The sequence below is a fragment of the Alteromonas sp. Mac1 genome (assembly GCF_001562125.1).
Taxonomy (GTDB): Bacteria; Pseudomonadota; Gammaproteobacteria; order Enterobacterales; family Alteromonadaceae; genus Alteromonas; species Alteromonas stellipolaris.
The window spans coordinates 1,146,732-1,165,794 of record NZ_CP013932.1 but is presented as its reverse complement, the minus strand read 5'-3'; the positions used below and the strand labels follow the sequence as shown (position 1 = coordinate 1,165,794).

Below are 19,063 nucleotides of genomic sequence, written 5' to 3'. Positions count from 1 at the left end.
GGCTTTTGTTTTATGAGCTTCTTAGGTATTTAGCTTAGTTAGCTGCAAGCTAGAGCTAAGCGCTAAATAGCTAAGAGTTAATGACCTTGAGGGCCGTCCTCTTCAGGGCCATCTGTTGAAGAGTCATCTTCAACATCCAATTCTTCATACTCAAGCATAGCTTCGAACTCGGCGAAGTCATCTAACTGTTCTTCTTCTATCGCCTTATCACCACTTTTACCGTCTGTAACTTTAAACGCAAGGTTTTCGAAATAAGCATTTTTTACAAATGCATAATCATCTACCGACTGCTCTAGCTGTTGCTCTTGGTCAATCAGTGAGGCACGCCCCTCTAATAAGGATACCAAATACCGTGCAATAGCAAACTGTCCATCAATAATTGCCATTGGGTATACCATACCGTCTACAACGTTACCGGAAAAGCTTCGAGGATCATTTGGACCAAGTGCAGGTAACATTAAGAATGGTCCCGTTCCTACGCCCCATTTACCCATGGTTTCGCCAAATTCTTCTTCTTTTTTGGTTATACCTATATGGTTAGCAACATCAATAGTGCCGAATAGTCCCACGGTCGAATTAAGCACAAAGCGGGCTAGGCTATCCATACCGTCGTCCACTTTGCCTTGAAACATATTGTTCATAAAGTTTGCAGGCTCTTGCAGATTTTCAGCAGCGTTGAACAAGCCAACACGTGCAAAATGAGGCATCACCGTGACATAACCTACCGTGATCGGGCGCAGTATGTATGCGTCTAACACTTCCCAGTTGAAGTCCCACATTACACGGTTTACTGGCTCTAGGGGATCCCTTGGGTCGCCCGCATCTTGTACTTGATTATTATTTTGATCAACTTGTTGAGAAGCTTGCTGAGTTGCACACCCGCCTAGCAAACTCGCTAACACAAGCGCAGTTACCGAGCCCCACTTTGAAAATTTAATCACAACAATTCCTTCTCTATCGTTACGTTGATATTTTTCATATTTTGAGGTGCCACTTCGATAACCTGACTACCTTCCCACTCACCGGGTGATACGGACACATCACCATCGGCAGATACACGCGCAGTAAGCGTAACTTTGCTCAGTGAGTCTAACGTGTATTGTGGCATCATTGCATTATCCGTATCTAATGCAATAGTGACAGGAAAATCTTGTAACGGGATCTTAACCACGGCTGCAGGCATTCTGTTTTCTGAGTTTGCATCTTGCGCAAACACGATAAGAAAGCCGGATTGCGGTAAGGCTGAACGGGCTTGCTCCGATACATTTACCGTAATATTAAAACCTGTTTTCGCACTAGATGTATTTTCAGTCGCAGGCGTTTGCGTAGCAGATGAATCATCTAGCGAATTGTTAACTAGCCCGTCCTTTTGCACGTCTAACACTTGCCCATTTAGCACTTGGCCTTCTAGAGCTTGAAGTTCTTGCTCTCGCATGGCGAGTCGCTGACCAATATCGTTTCCTGCGGGCAGCTTATCCTTTACTTGCCCATAATAACGAGTTAGGTTTTCTAAATCGCCTAACTGCGCAGACACCACCGCCATCATTAGCGCTAAATTATCATTTTCAGGTGTACTTTGTAATAACCTTGATAACACACCTTGTGCGCGGTTGAGGTTATTCACATCCCCTGTGGTCATCAAGGCTTGCGCTAGCGAAATTTGGTGGGAAGTATTCCCAGGCTTTAAAGCAACCGCTTTATCTATCGCTTCGATTGCTTGTACTTCTTGACCTAGGCTTAGCATCAGTCGGCCCAAATTTAACCAGCCAGTATCATCTTCAGGTGCTTCTCGTAGGCGTTGGCGAATGGCCAGTGCCAAATTAACCACATCTTGAGGCCCCAATTCACTTCCATTGCCACTGGCTAATTGTGCGCTTAATTCCGGTAACGCAACAATAGCATCAGATGCACGCTGCACTTGGCTAAATTGATTTACCGAAGCATATACCACCACACCGGCAACGACGGCAACTAGGCCACCAACTAACAAAGGAATACTTGCAGTACCAGTACGAGTAGATTCAAAACTACTTTCATCAACCAGCGCGACTTTTAATTCATCCACCGCCACACGCATATCGTGCTCGGTGATTAAGCCTTCTTTCACTTCTCTTTCAAGCTCTTGCAACCGCTGCTTTACAATTTGCGTGTTGCTTAGGCTATCAGCTTTAGCGTGATTTTTTCTACGAAGCCAGGGGAATGCCAATAGCATTAGTACTAAGGTAATTAACCCTGAAACAACAATATAAAACTCGGTCCAACTCATTCTTTTTCCTGCTCAAGCAATGCATCTGCCTTAGCCAGTTTGGCTTTGATATCCTGCGGGGCTGTCGAAGATTTCCGGCGCACTACAAATAAAAGTGCGAAAATCACAAACAATACAGGTGCAGCCCATAACCACATAGTAGCAATCGTTACTGGTGGCTGGTAGTGCACAAAGTCGCCGTAACGGGCTTTCATGAAATCAATGACTTCCTGCTCTGACTTACCTTCTTTTAATAATGCGTAAACCTTACGGCGCATATCGTGGGCAATCATGGCGTCGCTGTCGGCAATATTCTGATTCTGGCACATAGGGCAGCGTAATTCGGCGGTCAAACTTAAAAATTGAGCACGTTGCGCGGGTGTATCAAAAGCAAAATTATCTTCAGCGCTAAAAACAGAAAAAGCGATAATTAGGGTCAAACAGGCCAATAAACGCTTCATTCCCCCACTCTCCCTGTATCATCAGTATCACTATCAACAACAATATTAGTTTCACCGTTCGCCTCTGCCACTAACTGCTGATAAAGCGGGCCCACCTTGTTTTGCCAAACACGCTCATTAATGTCACCAATATGATGCATGCGAATAACACCGTTGGCATCGAGTACGAAGTGCTCTGGGGCACCGGTAACCCCTAAATCTAAAGACGTATCGCGATACACATCAAAAATATTAAATGCATAAGGATTACCGTAACGCCTTAGCATACTGGTCACTTCTTGTTGAACTCGAGTGAGCGTTTTTGTACCGAAGTCAGGGTCAAGATCTTGATCAAAATATAAGCCCACAAACTTTACGCCCAACTCATTTTTAAGCTGAGTTAGATACGGCATTTCTACCGCGCATGTTACGCACCATACTCCCCATACATTCACAATAGTCACCTCACCTTTCAGTGACTCTGGTGTATAGGTTGTATCTGGCTCCATTAAGTCGGGTAAGGCAAATTCTGGCAGTGGCTTACCTTTAACTTGTGAATCTAGCTCTCGTGGGTCTGAAAACAATCCTTGGAACAAAAAAATCACCAGCATCGAGAACAGAACCAATGGAATGACAACTAAAGGTGCCTTTTTCATTGTGTGACCTCCTGACTACCGGCATCACTTGCATTTTTCTTATCTGCTTCAGAGTAACTTTCTTTTCCTGTTATCAGATTGATAGCCTTCGATACTTTTTTCACCTTGGCCATGCGGTAGCGTTTATCACTAATGGAGAAGATCCCCCCAATCGCCATGACAACAGCGCCCGCCCACAACCACACTACAAACGGCTTAATGTAAATACGAACTGCCCATGCTCCATCATCAAGGGGCTCGCCCATAGCAATAAACAAATCTCGAGACACCGTAGAGTGGATAGCCGCTTCTGTCATTGGCATACGCTGAACGGTGTACATGCGCTTCTCTGGCTCTAAATGTACAACAAACTCATCCGCTTTGTTCACATCAAACACACCTACATCAGCGATGTAGTTTGGACCTTGGAATGGCTTAACATCGGTAAATGTGAAAGCATAACCGCCAAGCTCGACTGTTTCTCCCACTTCCATTCGCACATCCCTTTCTAACTCATAGTTAGACACTAAAGTGATACCAATAATACTGATGGCAAAGCCGATATGACCTAATACCATACCCCAGTGACTTGGGGTGAGCTTACGTAGTTTTGTAAAGGTACCAACATTGCTTGGGTTTGCGCTAACCCGCTGAAGCACTTCTTGTACTGTGGTAACCAAAATCCAGAATACGAGGATCATACCTAGCATTCCCATGTATTGAGGCGTGTCGTAACTGAAGTTCACCAAAAGCGCTGCACTGATGGCAATACCAGCGGCAACCAGCAATTGATTTTTAAGTGCTCCAGCGGTTTGATGTTTCCAGCGTGTTAGCGGGCCTAAGCCCAAAAACAATACAAACGGAACAATTAACAGCGTAAACATCTGGTTAAAAAATGGCGCGCCTACTGAAATACTGCCTAAGCCTAGTTCTTTATGAACCAGTGGCAATAAAGTACCTAGTAGCACTACTAACGTCGCGGCACACAAGAATACGTTATTTCCCATTAATAACACTTCACGGGAAAAGGCTTGATATCGACCAGGGCTTTTTAATGCAGACGCACGCATGGCGTAAAGTAATAAGCCAAAACCACTTAGCACGATAAGAATACCGAGTATAAATAGCCCACGGGTTGGATCGCTTGCAAAGGAGTGGACGGAAACTATCACCCCTGAGCGAACTAAAAACGTTCCTAACAAACTTAGCGAAAACGCCGCAATGGCCAGCAACACTGTCCACGACTTAAAGGCTTTTCGCTTTTCTGTGACCGCCAAAGAGTGCATCAGTGCGGTGCCCACTAACCAAGGCATAAAGGATGCATTTTCTACGGGATCCCAGAACCACCAACCTCCCCAGCCAAGTTCGTAATAAGCCCACCAGCTACCAAGAGCAATGCCTACGGTAAGAAACGCCCACGCAGCTATCACCCACGGACGAGACCAACGCGCCCATGTAGAATCGAGTTGCCCTGAAATTAATGCTGAAATAGCAAAAGCGAAAGCCACTGAGAAGCCTACATACCCCATGTATAACATTGGAGGGTGAATGATCATGCCGAAATCTTGCAGCAGCGGATTTAAGTCACGGCCATCGACAGGGAAAAACGGCAGCATGCTATTGAAAGGATTTGAAGTAAGCAGCATAAACAAATAAAAACCAATGCCTACCATACCTAAAACCGACAAAACTCTTGCGACCATAGTAAGCGGAATACCACGGCTAAATATGGCAACGGCTACCGTCCAAATTGACAGCATCAATACCCACAGCAAAAACGAGCCTTCGTGGCCGCCCCATACTGCAGTAATTTTATAAATAAGCGGAAGTTGGCTATTGGAATGCTGCGCCACATACTCAACACTAAAATCGTCGGTAACAAAGGCGTAGGTTAAGCACAGATAAGCAATTAGGGTGAACACAAACAACCCGATAGCCAAGGGCTTAGCGGTAGCCATTAGCGTGTCGTGCCCACGATGAGCTCCCCAAAGCGGGTAAACAGCAAGCAAAATAGATAACACTAAGGCGAGAGTTAACGCGATATTTCCAATCTCAGCTACCATAACTACTGGGCTCCTGGTTTAAGCTTTGGCTCTGATGCTGTTTCTGACTCTAGTTTGGAACCTGAAGTTGGAATCGCTTTATATTGGTAGGACGATGAAGCATCAGTAACAGGCATATTGGCAGGCTTCTCATGCTTAATACCCTTCATTTTTTCTGCCAACTCAGGTGGCATGTATTCTTCATCATGCTTAGCTAGCACTTCTTGCGCGGTAATTTCTGTTGCCGAGGTAAGCACACCAGTAGCCACAATGCCTTGGCCTTCACGAAACAAGTCAGGCAGTATTCCCGTGTACGTCACAGTAACGATGGGCCCCGTATCTATTAAGTCGAAGGAAACCGCTAAACTTTTGCTGTCGCGGCTCACACTGCCGGGCACAACCATGCCGCCTATACGTAGACGTTGACCAACATGAGGCATTTGTCCTTGCTTACCTTCAATGATTTCACTTGGCGTATAAAATAAATCGATACTGTCGTTCAATGCATAAAGCATTAAGCCAATAGCGCTGGCAATTAACAGCCCAACAATACCCACTACCGCCAAACGCTGCTTTCTTCTAGGGTTCATGCAACTATCTCACTTTAAAAACTACTGACTACAACTTAACGTGCTGATGAAGCGTGTGATTTTTCTCTCGCTTCTTTAATTCGCACCTGACGCTGTTGTTCTTTTAAAACCGATTTTAGTAACCCTTTATGTTGGCGATAACTTAATACCACTAGCAGTATCATTACACCAAAGGTTACACCAAAAGATAACCATACATAGAAGGCATAACCTCCCATCTCTAAAAATGCTGAGAAAGAATCAAACTGCATTAGCTATTCTCACTTGTTGCTTGCGCTAACTTTTGCACCCAAGGACGATGCATTTCACGGCGTACAATTTCGCTGCGTAGCCTTATTGTAGTCACAGCCCCAATAAAAAACGCAAAGCCTAATAGGCTAACTAATAATGGCCACAACATTTCAGGCGCAATGGAAGGCTGATCAAATTTGCTGATGGTGGCACCTTGATGCAAGGTATTCCACCACTCTACTGAATAATGAATAATAGGAATATTCACCACGCCGACTAACGCCATCACGCCTGCGGCTTTACCCGCTTGTTGTTTATCTTCAAAGGCGCCATATAGCGCAATAACACCGATATATAAAAATAACAAAATAAGTTCTGAAGTAAGGCGTGCATCCCACACCCACCAAGCGCCCCACATAGGTTTACCCCATGCGGCACCGGTAAATAACGCAACAAAGGTCATGACTGCACCCACTGGCGCCATGGCTATCATGCTCATGTAGGCCGTTCGCCACTGCCACACCATACCCACCAACGCTGCTATCGCCATCGCTACATAAGTGCCCATAGACAACATAGCGCTTGGCACATGAATGTAAATAATGCGAAACGAATCACCTTGTTGATAATCTTGCGGTGCAAATGCTAGCCCCCACACTGTACCTACGGCCAAGCATAACAATGCACTAACCCACAACCAAGGTTGCAAGGTTACGCACAATTGGTAAGCGTTTTCTGTTTTAGCGTAAGGATGTAACCACTTCCACATCAGTTTTGACTCACTTTCAAAGAATAAGCTATGGCAAACGGCGCAGCGGCAGCAGCCAATAACAGCATGGCGCCAATAATAGCAAGTTGGGGATGATAAGGTAATTGCAGTGCGGCAGAATCTACAGCTGACGTGGCAAAAATCAGTAACGGAATAAAAACAGGGATTAAAAGTAGTGCTAAAAGTAGCCCGCCCCTCGCTAATCCAACCGTTAGTCCTACAGCAATGGCGCCTATTAACGACAGTAAAGGTGTGCCAATTAACAACGTAAGCATTAATGCTATAAACATATCCATGCTTAGGTTTAAAAACATCGCGAGCAACGGTGACAATATTAACAAGGGCACGAAACTCACTAGCCAATGTGCCAGTACTTTAACCGTAGCAATGGCTGGCAGTGACATGCCACTTAATGTGTATTGCTCTAATGAACCATCAATAAAATCATCACGAAAAAGGCGTTCCATCCCTAACAACGATGACAATATAGCCGCTATCCAGATAACGCCTGGGCCAATACGTTGCAGTGTTTCAGGAGAAGGGCTTACGCCCAAGGGAAATAGGGTCACCACCATCAATAAAAACATGAGGGGTTGAACCAGCTCAGCTTTTTGCTGAAACGCAATCTGCATATCACGTTTGAATATACCTAGTAGCAACGGGTTCAAAACCGGTACTCCAAATCAACACAGCGGTGCGTGCCCGCTTCAGAAGACAGTGCTTGGTGGGAAGTGGTAATAATCATGCCCCCATCAGCCACATGTTGTTTCATTTTGCGCTCAAGTAATACCACACCAGCGGTATCAAGGGCGGTGAAAGGTTCATCTAATACCCACACCACTGCTGGCTTGAGCCAAAGCCGACTCAGTGCAACGCGACGTTGCTGTCCCGCAGATAAGAATCTGACGGGCACATCTTCAAGGCCAACTAGCCCTAAGTTTTCAAGAACACGGTAAATAGTGTTATCGATATTAGATGCTTGGGTCAGATCTTTATTTTGAATACCGTGTTGAGCTAGCCAAAAGCGTAAGTTATCAACGGCAGACAAAGCGCCGTTCAAAGCACTTTTGTGGCCTAAATAAATAAGGTTTTGATAGTATAATGAAGGATTGCTATTAATATTCACGCCGTCGAAAGTCACGTCACCGTGTTCGGGCGAACTCAAGCCAGTAAGGATACGCAAAAGACTGGTTTTGCCTGCACCGTTAGGCCCACGCAAATATACTAATTCCCCTGCATTAAGATTTAACGAAAAATCGTCAAACAAAACACGATCGCGTTTTATGCAAGTTAGTCCAGATGCACATAAACCGGACACGCAAGCTCCTTTACTATTGACTGTTCAAAACCGGCGTAGTTTACCACAGTAAGATTCTTTCGCAGTCGCGAATTATGATTAAATATGATTTACTTCAATCACAAACGCGGTGATATGCCTCGCTTATTACCTATACTTCATATAACCGATTAAACTCATCGCTCACCTTGCCGATAAGCTCGTTATGACATCACAGTTAAGCGCACTGCTTTCAAATATTACTCAGAATACTTCAGGGTCGAAATCGTCGGCAGCATCTGTGCTGAATAATTTATCCCAAGCTGCTGCGCTTGATACCGCCGCGAAGGTAACCGTGGCGCGGTTGCCCGAACAGATACTTGCTATTCAAACGCAAGGGCAACCGGCAACACAAGTTTCACTTTTGAAAAGCGCAGATTTACTGCCACCACAGCGCCCCCAGTTGATCTCTTTCAGTCAAAACGGCGGAACTCAAGCTGCCCTTATTAGCACTGAAACAGGAATGAGTACCAGTCAAGTTACGGCGATGCAGCTTAAAACCCTTTCACTTTCGTTAGCGACAATGTTGGCACCTATGCCGACCCCACAACAGAACATGCGCGTTAATGTGCAGGCAACTGTTACACAATTAACGAATAATCAACTGAGTCTATCGCTAGCAGATGGTCAGCAGTTAAACTTACAACTAAAGCCTGACGCCGCAGCGCAATTGAGTGGCGATATCAAAAACAATGGCAAGCTGGTTTCACTGTCACTTAATCAGGTGCCTGGTGATACGGGCAAATTAGCAGTTGCAATAACGTCATCGAAACAAACAAACTTGGCGGCACAGGGTGCTCAATCAGCAGCTTCCACTTTACAAGCCGCCCCCTTATCGATAACAGATAGCAAAGTTTCGGCTGTCATCACCAATGCGTTGCGCTTCCAAGGTATCGCTTTCGGACATGGCAACCTAGGCAACGCTAATGTTCCAGATACAATTGCTAAGCAACTTCCGAATATTCAAACACAAAATACCTTGCAGCAGGTATCTATGCTTAGTCTTAAGGGCAATACACTAACATCGTATTCCGCTGCCAGTCAGGCAGTATTGAAGTTCCCTTCACCTGAAGGTAGTACTGTCATTCCAAGGGCTTCAGAGCAACTTGCCGCCAAACTTAGCGCTTTAGCTATTCCTCTGGGAGCTATGGTCGGAAAAGGGGTTGGACAAGGGGTTGAAAAAACGGCTGGAAATAATTCCATTGTGACTGATACCACGGTAAAAACTTCGGCAAACGGTGGTGACAATTTAGTTCAACGAGCAAAAGCAGATAATGCTAATCAAGCGTCGAGTTCTCCATCAATTAAATCATCGCCGGAATTCTCAACCGCAGTAGATCGCAAAAGTGCTTTGATACAAGGGACTGATGTTCACAAAGCCATCATTACTTTATCTCGCGCTTTGCTTAGCCAGACAGGTTCTACCCAACAAGCGCTAACACAGTTAACGGCTATACTTAATGGGACTGTCGAAGGCAGTGATACAACCACTGCCGTATTAAATCAAATAGCTAAGCAAATTACGGGAATAAACAGCAACGCATTACCCAGTGCTAGACCACTATTAACACCCCAACCATTTAATGCAACTAATGTAACTACCACACCTGCCTCATCTAATTCGAGCCAAGAGAGTATCGCCTCTACAAATGATGATACTGCTGGCATTAAGAAAGGCGCCGGAGATATAAATACAGGTAACGCTGATACCAGTTTGCGAAAAGGCATTTCTCAGCTAATCGCTTTGCTCGGTGGGTCGGGGAATGGCATTCGCGGAAATGCAACACAGGGCAACAACATTGGTTTCCCTTCAAATACAGCCCCATCAAGTGATAAAGCAGCAACTCAAGCAACTAGTTTACAGGATGGAGACAAAAACGGTTTAGAGACAAAATCCTCAACGCCAAATACCCAACATAACACCCAGGCGACTCAAAATAACGCCGACGCATCTATAGCTTCGCGCATTCATGCGTTAATCAACGCCCCCGCTATCGCGGTAACGCCGCTAACCTTAACGTCTCCAATTGCGGCTTCCAATTTTGTGCAAGGTTTGGTGGCATTGTTACAGTTATCATTGGCGGGTAGAGCGCTATCAAAGCAACCCTCTCTTAAAGCACAAATTGATTCACCGGATAGCATTATAAGTAAAACGATAACGAATTCGTCTGGTACTGTCCTCTCTAGCCGTGTTGCGCAAGATGTTGCCAATCTTGATAGTCGCACAAATTTACTGGCTAATTTAAAAACCTTATTGGCAAACCACCAACACAGCAAAGTCGCGCAGGCCGAAACTCGGGTTCAAGGGCAAGATAGTTTTTTCTATGCATTACCTTCTGTGACTCAACATTACGCACCCGCAGAACTTTTAGTGCAAAGAGAGCCTGACCGACAACACGAAAAAGAAGGCAAGGGTGGGGAGCGACGTTTATGGAATGTCACCATGAAACTAGATATTGGTGATGCGGGCCAACTACTCGCTAAATCCAAGATAGACACCGATACCATCACTATTAACCTTTATACTTCCAATGAAACCGTACTGACTCGGGTTGCTGATACCTTGCCTTTTCTAGAGCGAAGATTAGCGGATTTAGGACTGAATGTTGAGAAAATGAGTTTTCAGCGAGGCCATATACCTGAAACATTAAATAAACGTCCGCATCAAATTTTTGAGACAAGAGTATGAGTGAGAAAGCGAAGCGTGCAATTGGGCTCAAATATGATGGTGGCGATAAAAAAACAGCCCCAAAAGTTGTCGCTAAAGGCTACGGCGACCTTGCAGAAGCGATTATCGCCATGGCTGAAGAGTCAGGCATTCTTATCCATGAAGACCCTTATCTTAGCGAAGTGCTTAGTACCTTAGATTTGGGGCAAGATATACCTGAATCGTTATATTTTGTTATTGCAGAGCTACTAGCATATTCCTATGTTCTACAAGGAAAAATACCGCCGGGGTGGGAAGGTGTGGTTAAGCATATAAATTATGAGGTATAAGTCTTTTCAAGAGGCTTTTAACCCAATCACTTTCGAGTAAATTTCCTTGGCATTGTTCAATAAAGTGGGTTCGAATTCCAACGCTAAGTCATTTTGCGTTTTTATTATTTCACCAGCAGATATGTTCAATGAAGGGTCACCATGACCAGCACTCCCGGTCTTCTTAAATTTTTTATATGAGCTGGTTAATTCGTCGTCCAGGCCCAACCAATTTTTAATTCGATTTAAAGTTTCAGATGTAGAATCAACAATATTATCAGAATCGATCATCAGAACGCCTTCATATTTTTGAGCTATTTGGTATAAGTAATTGAGTCGATTTGTATAGTATTTAAGCATAGCATCGACATCTAGGTAACCTTCGTCACCAGTAACTTCTCCCATTTTAACAATACTTTTTACTGTTGCTTCTGGTTCCCGAACTAAAATTAAAATGTACACATTCTTTCTTTTTAAAATATCATGTGAAACAACAAAACTGTTATGTAGCAATTTGTCTAGAAAAAAGCCTTTCGTAGTTGATTGCCCAGTGTCTTTTAGCAATTCCACGTGCATTTTAAGAAGCGAACTTTTTTTAGGATAGTCATAGTGAAGTTCACCATACCCACACACTTCATCATGACTGCCAAGTACATGCGACAATAAGGAAGACCGACTGCGCATATGACTCAATATTAGAATATAATTTTGCTTTCCTAACAATACGCTCGGGTGTTTAAGAATTAAGAGCGCCTTATCTATTTTACTTTTAATTGACATTAGCTTGATATCCTATCAGCAATACAATTACATCATTGTTTAAAATCCATACTGACTTAAAACTTAATGAAGTTCAAGATAAGGCTAAAACACTATAAACGTTACCTAAATAGTACCTTCTCTTTATTAAACCAATACACACAAAATGCAATGAGTGCTGCGGCGATGGCTACTGTAGATGTAAATATGCCGAACAGGGCAAAGTAATCCATAGTGCCTTTAAATAGCTCTTTCATCGCTAACGCGACATTGGTAAGCGGCACCCAAATCCAACCACCTTCTAATTTAACCCCAGGCATCATAGCAATCAGCACAGGGAAAATTACCACCATAATCAGCGCCCCCATGTAGCTTTGTGCTTCTTTGAATGAGCGAGCATAAATAGAAAGTGATAATAAGACCGCGGCAAATATCGCCACTACCGGTATTAGCATTAAAAAGATAAGCACAAAATCAATAATGCCGATCATCGCCATTACCTCAGCCACAAACTCAATCGCCATTCCTTGCGATAAGACAATGCCCCATATGGCCATGGAGGAAACGGTGATAAGGGCAGTAATTAGCCCCGCTATACCGATGGTCAAAAATTTACCTAGTACAAGCTTGTAGCGGTCCATAGGCGATATCAACAACGTCTCTAACGTCCCTCTCTCTTTTTCACCCGCACCTAAGTCTGATGCCGGTGCCATAGCACCTTGTAGGCATAAAATGAAAATGAAATAAGGTAATAGTCCACCTAAGCGTTCTCCCCATACTTCACGATCATCCGCTATATTTTCTTTTTCAATCACAATGGGCGCTAATAACGCTTGTTGCTGGGCTTCATCCAGTCCTAATTTAGCAAAAGCTGTCTTTTGAAATTCGTTGGTGTGAATATCAACAATTTCAGAGACTCGCCCCATTACTTTATTTAACCCAGCATCATTCAAATACAATTGAAGCTTATGCTGTCCAGAAGCAAGCACATCACTGTTGAAGCTTTCAGGGATGACTAAAACAAAATCGACTGTTTCATCTTTAATGAGCTTGGCGTAGTCGGCTTCATCTTGTATATCCACCACCGTAAATTTATTGGTTTCATTAGCGAATTGCTTCGACATCTCTGGTGCATATTGCTCGCCCACAATGGCATATTTCAATACTACGTTTTCGGCTTTTTCAGTGGCTGAATTCATGAAAAACATCGCTACCCCAAAAATCAATGGGAAAAGCAGCAAGGGCAAAACAATCATAAAAATAATGGTTTTGCGGTCGCGTAGTAACTCTTTGAATTCCTTTTTAAAGATTAACCACATTGCCCACCTCCCCTATATCCATTTTTAATGTTTGTAAGAAACTTTTATGCATTTGTCCGCCCGATAGCGCACTAAAGGCGGCAAGGGAATCGTTGAATACTGTTTCGCCTTGATTAATCACTGTTACTCGGTCGCAAAGCATTTGAACTTCATCTAAGTGATGGGTAGAAAAAATAACCGGCGTCCCTTTATCTTTAAGTCGTTGGATAAAGTCCATGACTGTAGACGTAGCCATAATATCTAAACCAGTGGTAGGCTCATCAAGCACTACTAAGGAAGGTTCGTGAATAACAGCGCGGGCAATGGCTGTTTTTTGTTTCATGCCAGATGAAAAATTTTCTGCGCGTCTGTCCAAAAAGCTCTGCATATCAAGTAAGTCAGCCATTTCTTCAATACGTGCTGATATTGTCGATTTATCAATACCATGCAATTCGCCAAAATAAGCAATATTTTCCCGCCCAGTCAGCCTGCCATACAAGCCGGTTGAGCTAGACAGAAACCCTATTTTTTTACGCGCAATAATTGGGTTGGCTAACACGTCTTCGCCATCAATCACCACGGTACCGCTATCTGGTTTAAGTGCTGTTGAAAGCATGCGTAATGTCGTGGTTTTTCCTGCGCCGTTTGGCCCTAGTAAACCAAGAACTTCTCCGTGACCACATGAAAACGAAACATCTTTCACTGATTGAAAGTAGCGCCCTTTTAATCGTGGATCCTTTTTCTCTTGCTCACTTAGCTTTTTGGGGTTATCCACCTCAAAGCGTTTAGCAAGACTAGATATTTCAATCATTATCCCTTCCCTTTTTTATTATTTAAATCGAATGCTTACCGTACTAGTCTTTGCCTTTCTATTTTTATTACAGCTTTACTGTTTTTTTATTTTAATTCAATGCAGAGTATGGAATTAAAGTGTTAAGAAGTATGTTTTTCGAGCACAAAAAAACCCACCATTTGGTGGGCTTTTCGATAACTCTAGAGCGCGACTATCTATTACAAATAGTACGTTGTGAGTTACTGCTGAGCATCATCTTCTGCAGCAGGTGCTTCTTCTACTTTCACTGTTTTAGGTAAAAGTAGCTCAGCGCGAATTTGTTTTTCAATCTCATCGGCAATAGCTGGGTTTTCTTTCAGGAACTTCATTACGTTCGCTTTACCCTGACCAATTCGGTCGCCTTTATAGCTGTACCAAGCACCGGCTTTATCAACCAATTTCTGCTTAACACCTAAGTCGATAAGTTCAGCTTCTTTACTGATACCTTCACCATAGCGAATCATGAATTCAGCTTGCTTAAATGGCGGTGCCACTTTGTTTTTCACTACTTTAACGCGAGTTTCATTACCAACCACCTCATCGCCTTCTTTAACCGCACCAATACGACGGATATCTAAACGTACTGAGGAGTAGAACTTAAGAGCGTTACCACCTGTTGTTGTTTCTGGGCTTCCGAACATTACACCAATTTTCATACGAATTTGGTTAATGAAAATACATAAGGTATTTGAACGCTTGATGTTACCTGTAAGCTTACGCAATGCTTGCGACATTAATCGTGCTTGTAAACCTACGTGTGAGTCACCCATGTCGCCTTCAATTTCTGCTTTTGGCGTAAGGGCAGCAACCGAATCAACAATTACTACATCAACACCGCCAGAGCGAACCAACATGTCACAGATTTCAAGGGCTTGTTCACCCGTATCAGGCTGAGAGACTAGAAGCTCATCAATATTCACACCAAGTTTTGATGCATAAATAGGGTCTAGCGCGTGCTCTGCATCTACGAAGGCACAGGTTTTGCCATTTTTCTGCGCTTCTGCAATTACCTGCAAGGTAAGTGTCGTTTTACCCGATGCTTCTGGTCCGTAAATTTCTACCACACGACCGCATGGCAAGCCGCCTATGCCCAAAGCGATATCAATGGTTAGTGAACCTGTAGAGATAGCCTCAATGTCCATCGCTTGGTTGTCGCCTAAACGCATAATTGCGCCTTTGCCGAACTGCTTTTCAATTTGCCCAAGTGCGGCACTTAAAGCTTTAGATCTGTTATCGTCCACGTCAATATCCTCTAGGATTAGCGGTTAAATTCTTTATTGATAATGTATTCGTTGAAGCTTTCTTCATTGATGCAGACTTTGTTAAGAGAACCTTCACTAGCACTGCTAACATTCATTGCATCAACATTTGCTTACCGACACCTTACCAAGTGTTGCGTGCATTCTATACTGTACAAGCATACAGTTTCAACCTGAGTTTTCATTTTATTTTGCTTATTGGGCTCTCATTGGATGCTACTTGGCTGATCGTCGAATCAGTCAGCCAACATCGCTAATAGGTGAGTAATAGCAAATTCTATCGCATGCAAGCGAACAGCCTCGCGGTCTCCAGCAAAAACCTGTTTGATGTTTTCTTGCTTTTCACCGCAAATAAATCCAAACCAAACCGTACCCACGGGCTTTTCTTCGCTGCCCCCGCCGGGGCCTGCAATACCGCTTACGGTTACCACGACATTCGCGCCGCTTTTGTGCTTAACCCCCGCCGCCATCTCTTCAACGGTCTGCAACGACACAGCACCATACGCATTTAAGGTTTCTGGTTTTACGGCTAACTCACGCATTTTGGCGTCGTTTGAATACGTCACCCAACTTTGATTAAACCAGTCCGAACTGCCAGCAATACTGGTAAAGGCGAAAGCAATTCCGCCCCCTGTGCAAGATTCTGCGCTTGAGACCGTCCAGCTTTTGCGGCGAAGGGCATTACCTAACGCAGTCACCATCTCTGTTGTATTGTCAGATACCATGAATGTCCTTTTATTGCTATCGGCACTGTTATCAGCTTTGGCCGTAAGGCGTTAAACTGTGCTGATGTGCTAACATGCGTCAGCTATCAATCTATTAATGAAAACAGGAAATGGTTGAAAATTCCGTACCCATATCAATAATACTCAGCAAACGTGAAAAGCGATTATTTTAGCACCCCTGCTCTTTTAATCACTCTTCTGTTAATAATTCTTCTGTTAATATAACAAATTGAGTTATCGCAAGTATCAGCAATAAAAAAGCACGAGGCATTTTTTGGAATCACACACTCCTATGATGCGCCAGTATTTAACGATAAAGGCGCAGCACCCTAACATTTTGATGTTTTACCGTATGGGCGACTTTTACGAGTTGTTTTTCGATGATGCCAAGAAAGCCGCAGAACTGCTTGATATATCGTTAACCGCACGGGGTAAATCCGGCGGCGATCCTATCCCCATGGCTGGTGTACCTTACCATGCAGTGGAAAGTTACTTAGCCCGCTTGGTAAAAATGGGCGAATCGGTAGCCATTTGCGAACAAGTAGGCGACCCTGCTACCAGTAAAGGCCCCGTTGAACGTCAGGTTCAGCGCATCGTTACCCCGGGTACGGTTACCGATGAAGCCTTATTAGAAGAACGCCGCGATAATGTATTAGCCGCAGTATGCGGCCACAGTATGCATTATGGCGTGGCGACATTAGATGTGACCAGTGGCCGTTTTGTAGTGGTTGAGTGCGACACCGACGATGCATTGCTAGGTGAACTTCAACGAATTAACCCTGCTGAGCTGCTCTACCCTGAAGGGTTTGAAAGCTTACCGCTGATAGAACAGCGCAAAGGTTTGCGTCGGCGTCCCGAGTGGGAATTCGATATCGATACCGCTACCGAACAATTAACCGCTCAGTTTCAAACTAAAGAGCTTGCAGGCTTTGGCGTGTCAGACTTAACCAAAGGCATTGGCGCCGCGGGTTGTGTACTCCAATATGTGAAAGATACCCAGCGTACGGCGCTGCCTCATATTCGGCGCATTCAAAAAGAACAACAAGACAGCCGTGTACAGCTAGATGCTGCAACCCGCAGAAACTTAGAACTTACCCACAATTTAGCCGGCGGTATTGAAAATACCCTGTTTAGCGTAATGGATACGACCACTACCGCTATGGGTAGCCGGTTATTACAACGCTATATTCATTCGCCTATCACCGACCAGCACGAATTACATAACCGACAAGATGCTATAGAAGCACTAATCGACAATGAGCCAGAAGCTATTCGCAGCCATTTAAAAACCATTGGTGATATTGAACGCATAATGGCACGGTTGGCATTACGTTCAGCAAGGCCTAGGGATTTCGCAAGGCTCAAAAACGCGCTGAATACCCTGCCCGCCCTTCAAGAAGCGCTAGGGGCGTATAACGTTGCACAGCTTAATGAATTAAAACTGGCCATCAGTACCTACCCAGAGCTACAAACCTTATTAAATAACGCGATTATCGATAACCCGCCTGTGGTTATTCGCGATGGCGGCGTTATTGCAGAAGGCTTTAATAGTGAATTAGATGAGCTTCGAAAACTGTCTCAAGGTGCTACCGATTATCTCGACGCCATGGAGCAACGGGAACGTGAACGCACGGGAATTTCAACCTTAAAAGTAGGCTACAACCGGGTTCATGGTTTCTTTATCGAAATAAGCCGCGCTAATAGCGACAAAGCACCCGCCGAATATATTCGCAGGCAAACCCTTAAAAATACAGAACGCTTTATTACACCTGAACTAAAAGAGCACGAAGATAAAGTACTTACTAGTCAAGGTCGTGCGCTTGCCCTTGAAAAACAGCTTTATGAAGCGCTTTTCGATGAGGTTGCACCATGCTTGAATGCGCTAATTGAAACCGCCGCAGCACTGGCTAAACTCGATGTACTATGCTGTTTTGCCGAACGCGCGTTAAGTCTTGATTGGTATCGCCCCACGTTAAGTATGGAAAATGCACTGACCTACGAAGAAGGCCGCCATCCTGTGGTGGAACAGGTTATGAAAGACCCTTTCATTGCCAACCCACTAACGCTCAACGATAGCCAGCGTATGCTTATTATTACTGGCCCTAACATGGGCGGTAAATCAACATATATGCGCCAAACTGCCTTAATTGCGCTGCTAGCCTATATTGGCAGCTATGTGCCCGCACAAAACGCCCATATTGGTAAAATCGACAGGATCTTTACCCGTATTGGTGCATCTGACGATTTAGCCTCTGGTCGCTCAACCTTTATGGTAGAGATGACAGAAACTGCCAACATTCTGCACAACGCCACAGAGCATTCGTTAGTTTTAATGGATGAGATTGGCCGCGGCACCAGTACTTACGATGGTTTGTCATTGGCATGGGCATGCGCCAGCTATCTTGCTCAAAAGCTGAATGCTTACACCCTATTTGCAACCCACTATTTTGAGCTCACCGAGTTACCAGATACTGAAAAGAGCGTGGTTAATGTGCACTTAGATGCAGTTGAGCACGACGATACCATCCGGTTTATGCACAGTGTACAAAATGGCGCGGCCAGTAAGAGCTTCGGTTTACAGGTTGCCCAACTTGCGGGTGTGCCTAAACCTGTCATTAAAGCGGCGCAGCAAAAGCTCGCTATTTTGGAAAACGCGCATCTCATCTCTGAAACTGAATCCGGTGTTGGGAATACTACTGATAAGTCATCTAAAACTGCGGATAAAACTGGTAAGCAACACGCTAAAGCAACCAGTAAAAAAGCAGCTGTATCTTCAACTTCACCATCACAATCTCAGTCTCAACTGTTGTTCCCAGATAAACCGCATCCGGTTGTTGAAGCGTTGGAAAACTTATCACCGGATGAGCTTTCCCCACGCCAAGCGCTAGACCTCATTTACACGCTAAAGCGTTTAAGTCAGTTCTAA

General features: G+C 44.2%; 17 protein-coding genes and 1 pseudogene. 3 read left to right on the top strand and 15 right to left on the bottom strand.

Annotation, left to right across the window (positions count from 1 at the left end; translation table 11 throughout):
• Positions 1-77 precede the first annotated feature (77 nt).
• From AV939_RS04850 to ccmA, 10 genes and pseudogenes are all read right to left on the bottom strand, one after another.
• Positions 78-938 carry an MlaA family lipoprotein gene (locus tag AV939_RS04850; RefSeq protein ID WP_082605058.1) on the bottom strand — a complete coding sequence of 287 codons (861 nt, stop codon included), beginning with the start codon at positions 936-938 and terminating at the stop codon, positions 78-80.
• Positions 938-2,266 carry a c-type cytochrome biogenesis protein CcmI gene (gene ccmI / locus AV939_RS04845; protein WP_061997245.1) on the bottom strand — a complete coding sequence of 443 codons (1,329 nt, stop codon included), beginning with the start codon at positions 2,264-2,266 and terminating at the stop codon, positions 938-940. The genes AV939_RS04850 and ccmI overlap by 1 nt, the downstream gene beginning before the upstream one ends.
• Positions 2,263-2,706: a cytochrome c-type biogenesis protein gene (locus tag AV939_RS04840; protein WP_057793494.1), complete on the bottom strand. Its 444-nt coding sequence runs from the start codon at positions 2,704-2,706 to the stop codon at positions 2,263-2,265. Before AV939_RS04840 ends, ccmI begins: the two co-directional genes overlap by 4 nt.
• Positions 2,703-3,341 (bottom strand): redoxin family protein, encoded by a 639-nt coding sequence (locus AV939_RS04835; RefSeq protein ID WP_061997244.1) that lies wholly within the window; start codon positions 3,339-3,341, stop codon positions 2,703-2,705. Before AV939_RS04835 ends, AV939_RS04840 begins: the two co-directional genes overlap by 4 nt.
• A complete protein-coding gene (locus AV939_RS04830) occupies positions 3,338-5,383 on the bottom strand; it encodes a heme lyase CcmF/NrfE family subunit (protein WP_061997243.1) in 2,046 nt (681 codons plus the stop codon). Before AV939_RS04830 ends, AV939_RS04835 begins: the two co-directional genes overlap by 4 nt.
• Before the next feature lie 122 nt (positions 5,384-5,505).
• Positions 5,506-5,952, bottom strand: a pseudogene (gene ccmE / locus AV939_RS04825) (cytochrome c maturation protein CcmE); the annotation flags it as partial.
• A gap of 35 nt (positions 5,953-5,987) precedes the next feature.
• Positions 5,988-6,203: a heme exporter protein CcmD gene (ccmD, locus tag AV939_RS04820; RefSeq protein ID WP_061997241.1), complete on the bottom strand. Its 216-nt coding sequence runs from the start codon at positions 6,201-6,203 to the stop codon at positions 5,988-5,990.
• The gene (locus tag AV939_RS04815; protein ID WP_061997240.1) at positions 6,203-6,952 is read right to left on the bottom strand and encodes a heme ABC transporter permease; all 750 of its coding nucleotides are present in this window, start codon (positions 6,950-6,952) and stop codon (positions 6,203-6,205) included. Before AV939_RS04815 ends, ccmD begins: the two co-directional genes overlap by 1 nt.
• Positions 6,952-7,620, bottom strand: coding sequence for a heme exporter protein CcmB (ccmB, locus tag AV939_RS04810; protein WP_082746031.1), 669 nt, complete (start codon positions 7,618-7,620; stop codon positions 6,952-6,954). The genes AV939_RS04815 and ccmB overlap by 1 nt, the downstream gene beginning before the upstream one ends.
• A complete protein-coding gene (gene ccmA, locus AV939_RS04805; RefSeq protein ID WP_061997239.1) occupies positions 7,617-8,270 on the bottom strand; it encodes a cytochrome c biogenesis heme-transporting ATPase CcmA in 654 nt (217 codons plus the stop codon). Before ccmA ends, ccmB begins: the two co-directional genes overlap by 4 nt.
• Before the next feature lie 184 nt (positions 8,271-8,454).
• Between ccmA and fliK the strand changes: the two genes are divergently transcribed.
• Complete coding sequence (gene fliK, locus AV939_RS04800) at positions 8,455-10,977, top strand: flagellar hook-length control protein FliK (protein ID WP_061997238.1); 2,523 nt, start codon at positions 8,455-8,457, stop codon at positions 10,975-10,977.
• A complete protein-coding gene (locus AV939_RS04795; RefSeq protein ID WP_013785237.1) occupies positions 10,974-11,285 on the top strand; it encodes an EscU/YscU/HrcU family type III secretion system export apparatus switch protein in 312 nt (103 codons plus the stop codon). Before fliK ends, AV939_RS04795 begins: the two co-directional genes overlap by 4 nt.
• A gap of 6 nt (positions 11,286-11,291) precedes the next feature.
• Here AV939_RS04795 and AV939_RS04790 read toward each other — a convergent pair whose 3' ends face one another.
• The 5 genes from AV939_RS04790 to AV939_RS04770 form a co-directional block, all read right to left on the bottom strand.
• A complete protein-coding gene (locus AV939_RS04790) occupies positions 11,292-12,044 on the bottom strand; it encodes a hypothetical protein (protein ID WP_061997237.1) in 753 nt (250 codons plus the stop codon).
• 101 nt (positions 12,045-12,145) lie between these two features.
• Positions 12,146-13,342 carry an ABC transporter permease gene (locus AV939_RS04785; protein WP_061997236.1) on the bottom strand — a complete coding sequence of 399 codons (1,197 nt, stop codon included), beginning with the start codon at positions 13,340-13,342 and terminating at the stop codon, positions 12,146-12,148.
• Complete coding sequence (locus AV939_RS04780) at positions 13,326-14,132, bottom strand: ABC transporter ATP-binding protein (RefSeq protein ID WP_057793518.1); 807 nt, start codon at positions 14,130-14,132, stop codon at positions 13,326-13,328. The genes AV939_RS04785 and AV939_RS04780 overlap by 17 nt, the downstream gene beginning before the upstream one ends.
• A 221-nt stretch (positions 14,133-14,353) precedes the next feature.
• Positions 14,354-15,394: a recombinase RecA gene (gene recA, locus AV939_RS04775; protein ID WP_057793520.1), complete on the bottom strand. Its 1,041-nt coding sequence runs from the start codon at positions 15,392-15,394 to the stop codon at positions 14,354-14,356.
• A gap of 254 nt (positions 15,395-15,648) precedes the next feature.
• The gene (locus tag AV939_RS04770) at positions 15,649-16,137 is read right to left on the bottom strand and encodes a CinA family protein (RefSeq protein ID WP_061997235.1); all 489 of its coding nucleotides are present in this window, start codon (positions 16,135-16,137) and stop codon (positions 15,649-15,651) included.
• A gap of 292 nt (positions 16,138-16,429) precedes the next feature.
• On the opposite strand from AV939_RS04770, the gene mutS reads away from it, so the two are divergent.
• Complete coding sequence (mutS, locus tag AV939_RS04765) at positions 16,430-19,063, top strand: DNA mismatch repair protein MutS (RefSeq protein WP_061997234.1); 2,634 nt, start codon at positions 16,430-16,432, stop codon at positions 19,061-19,063.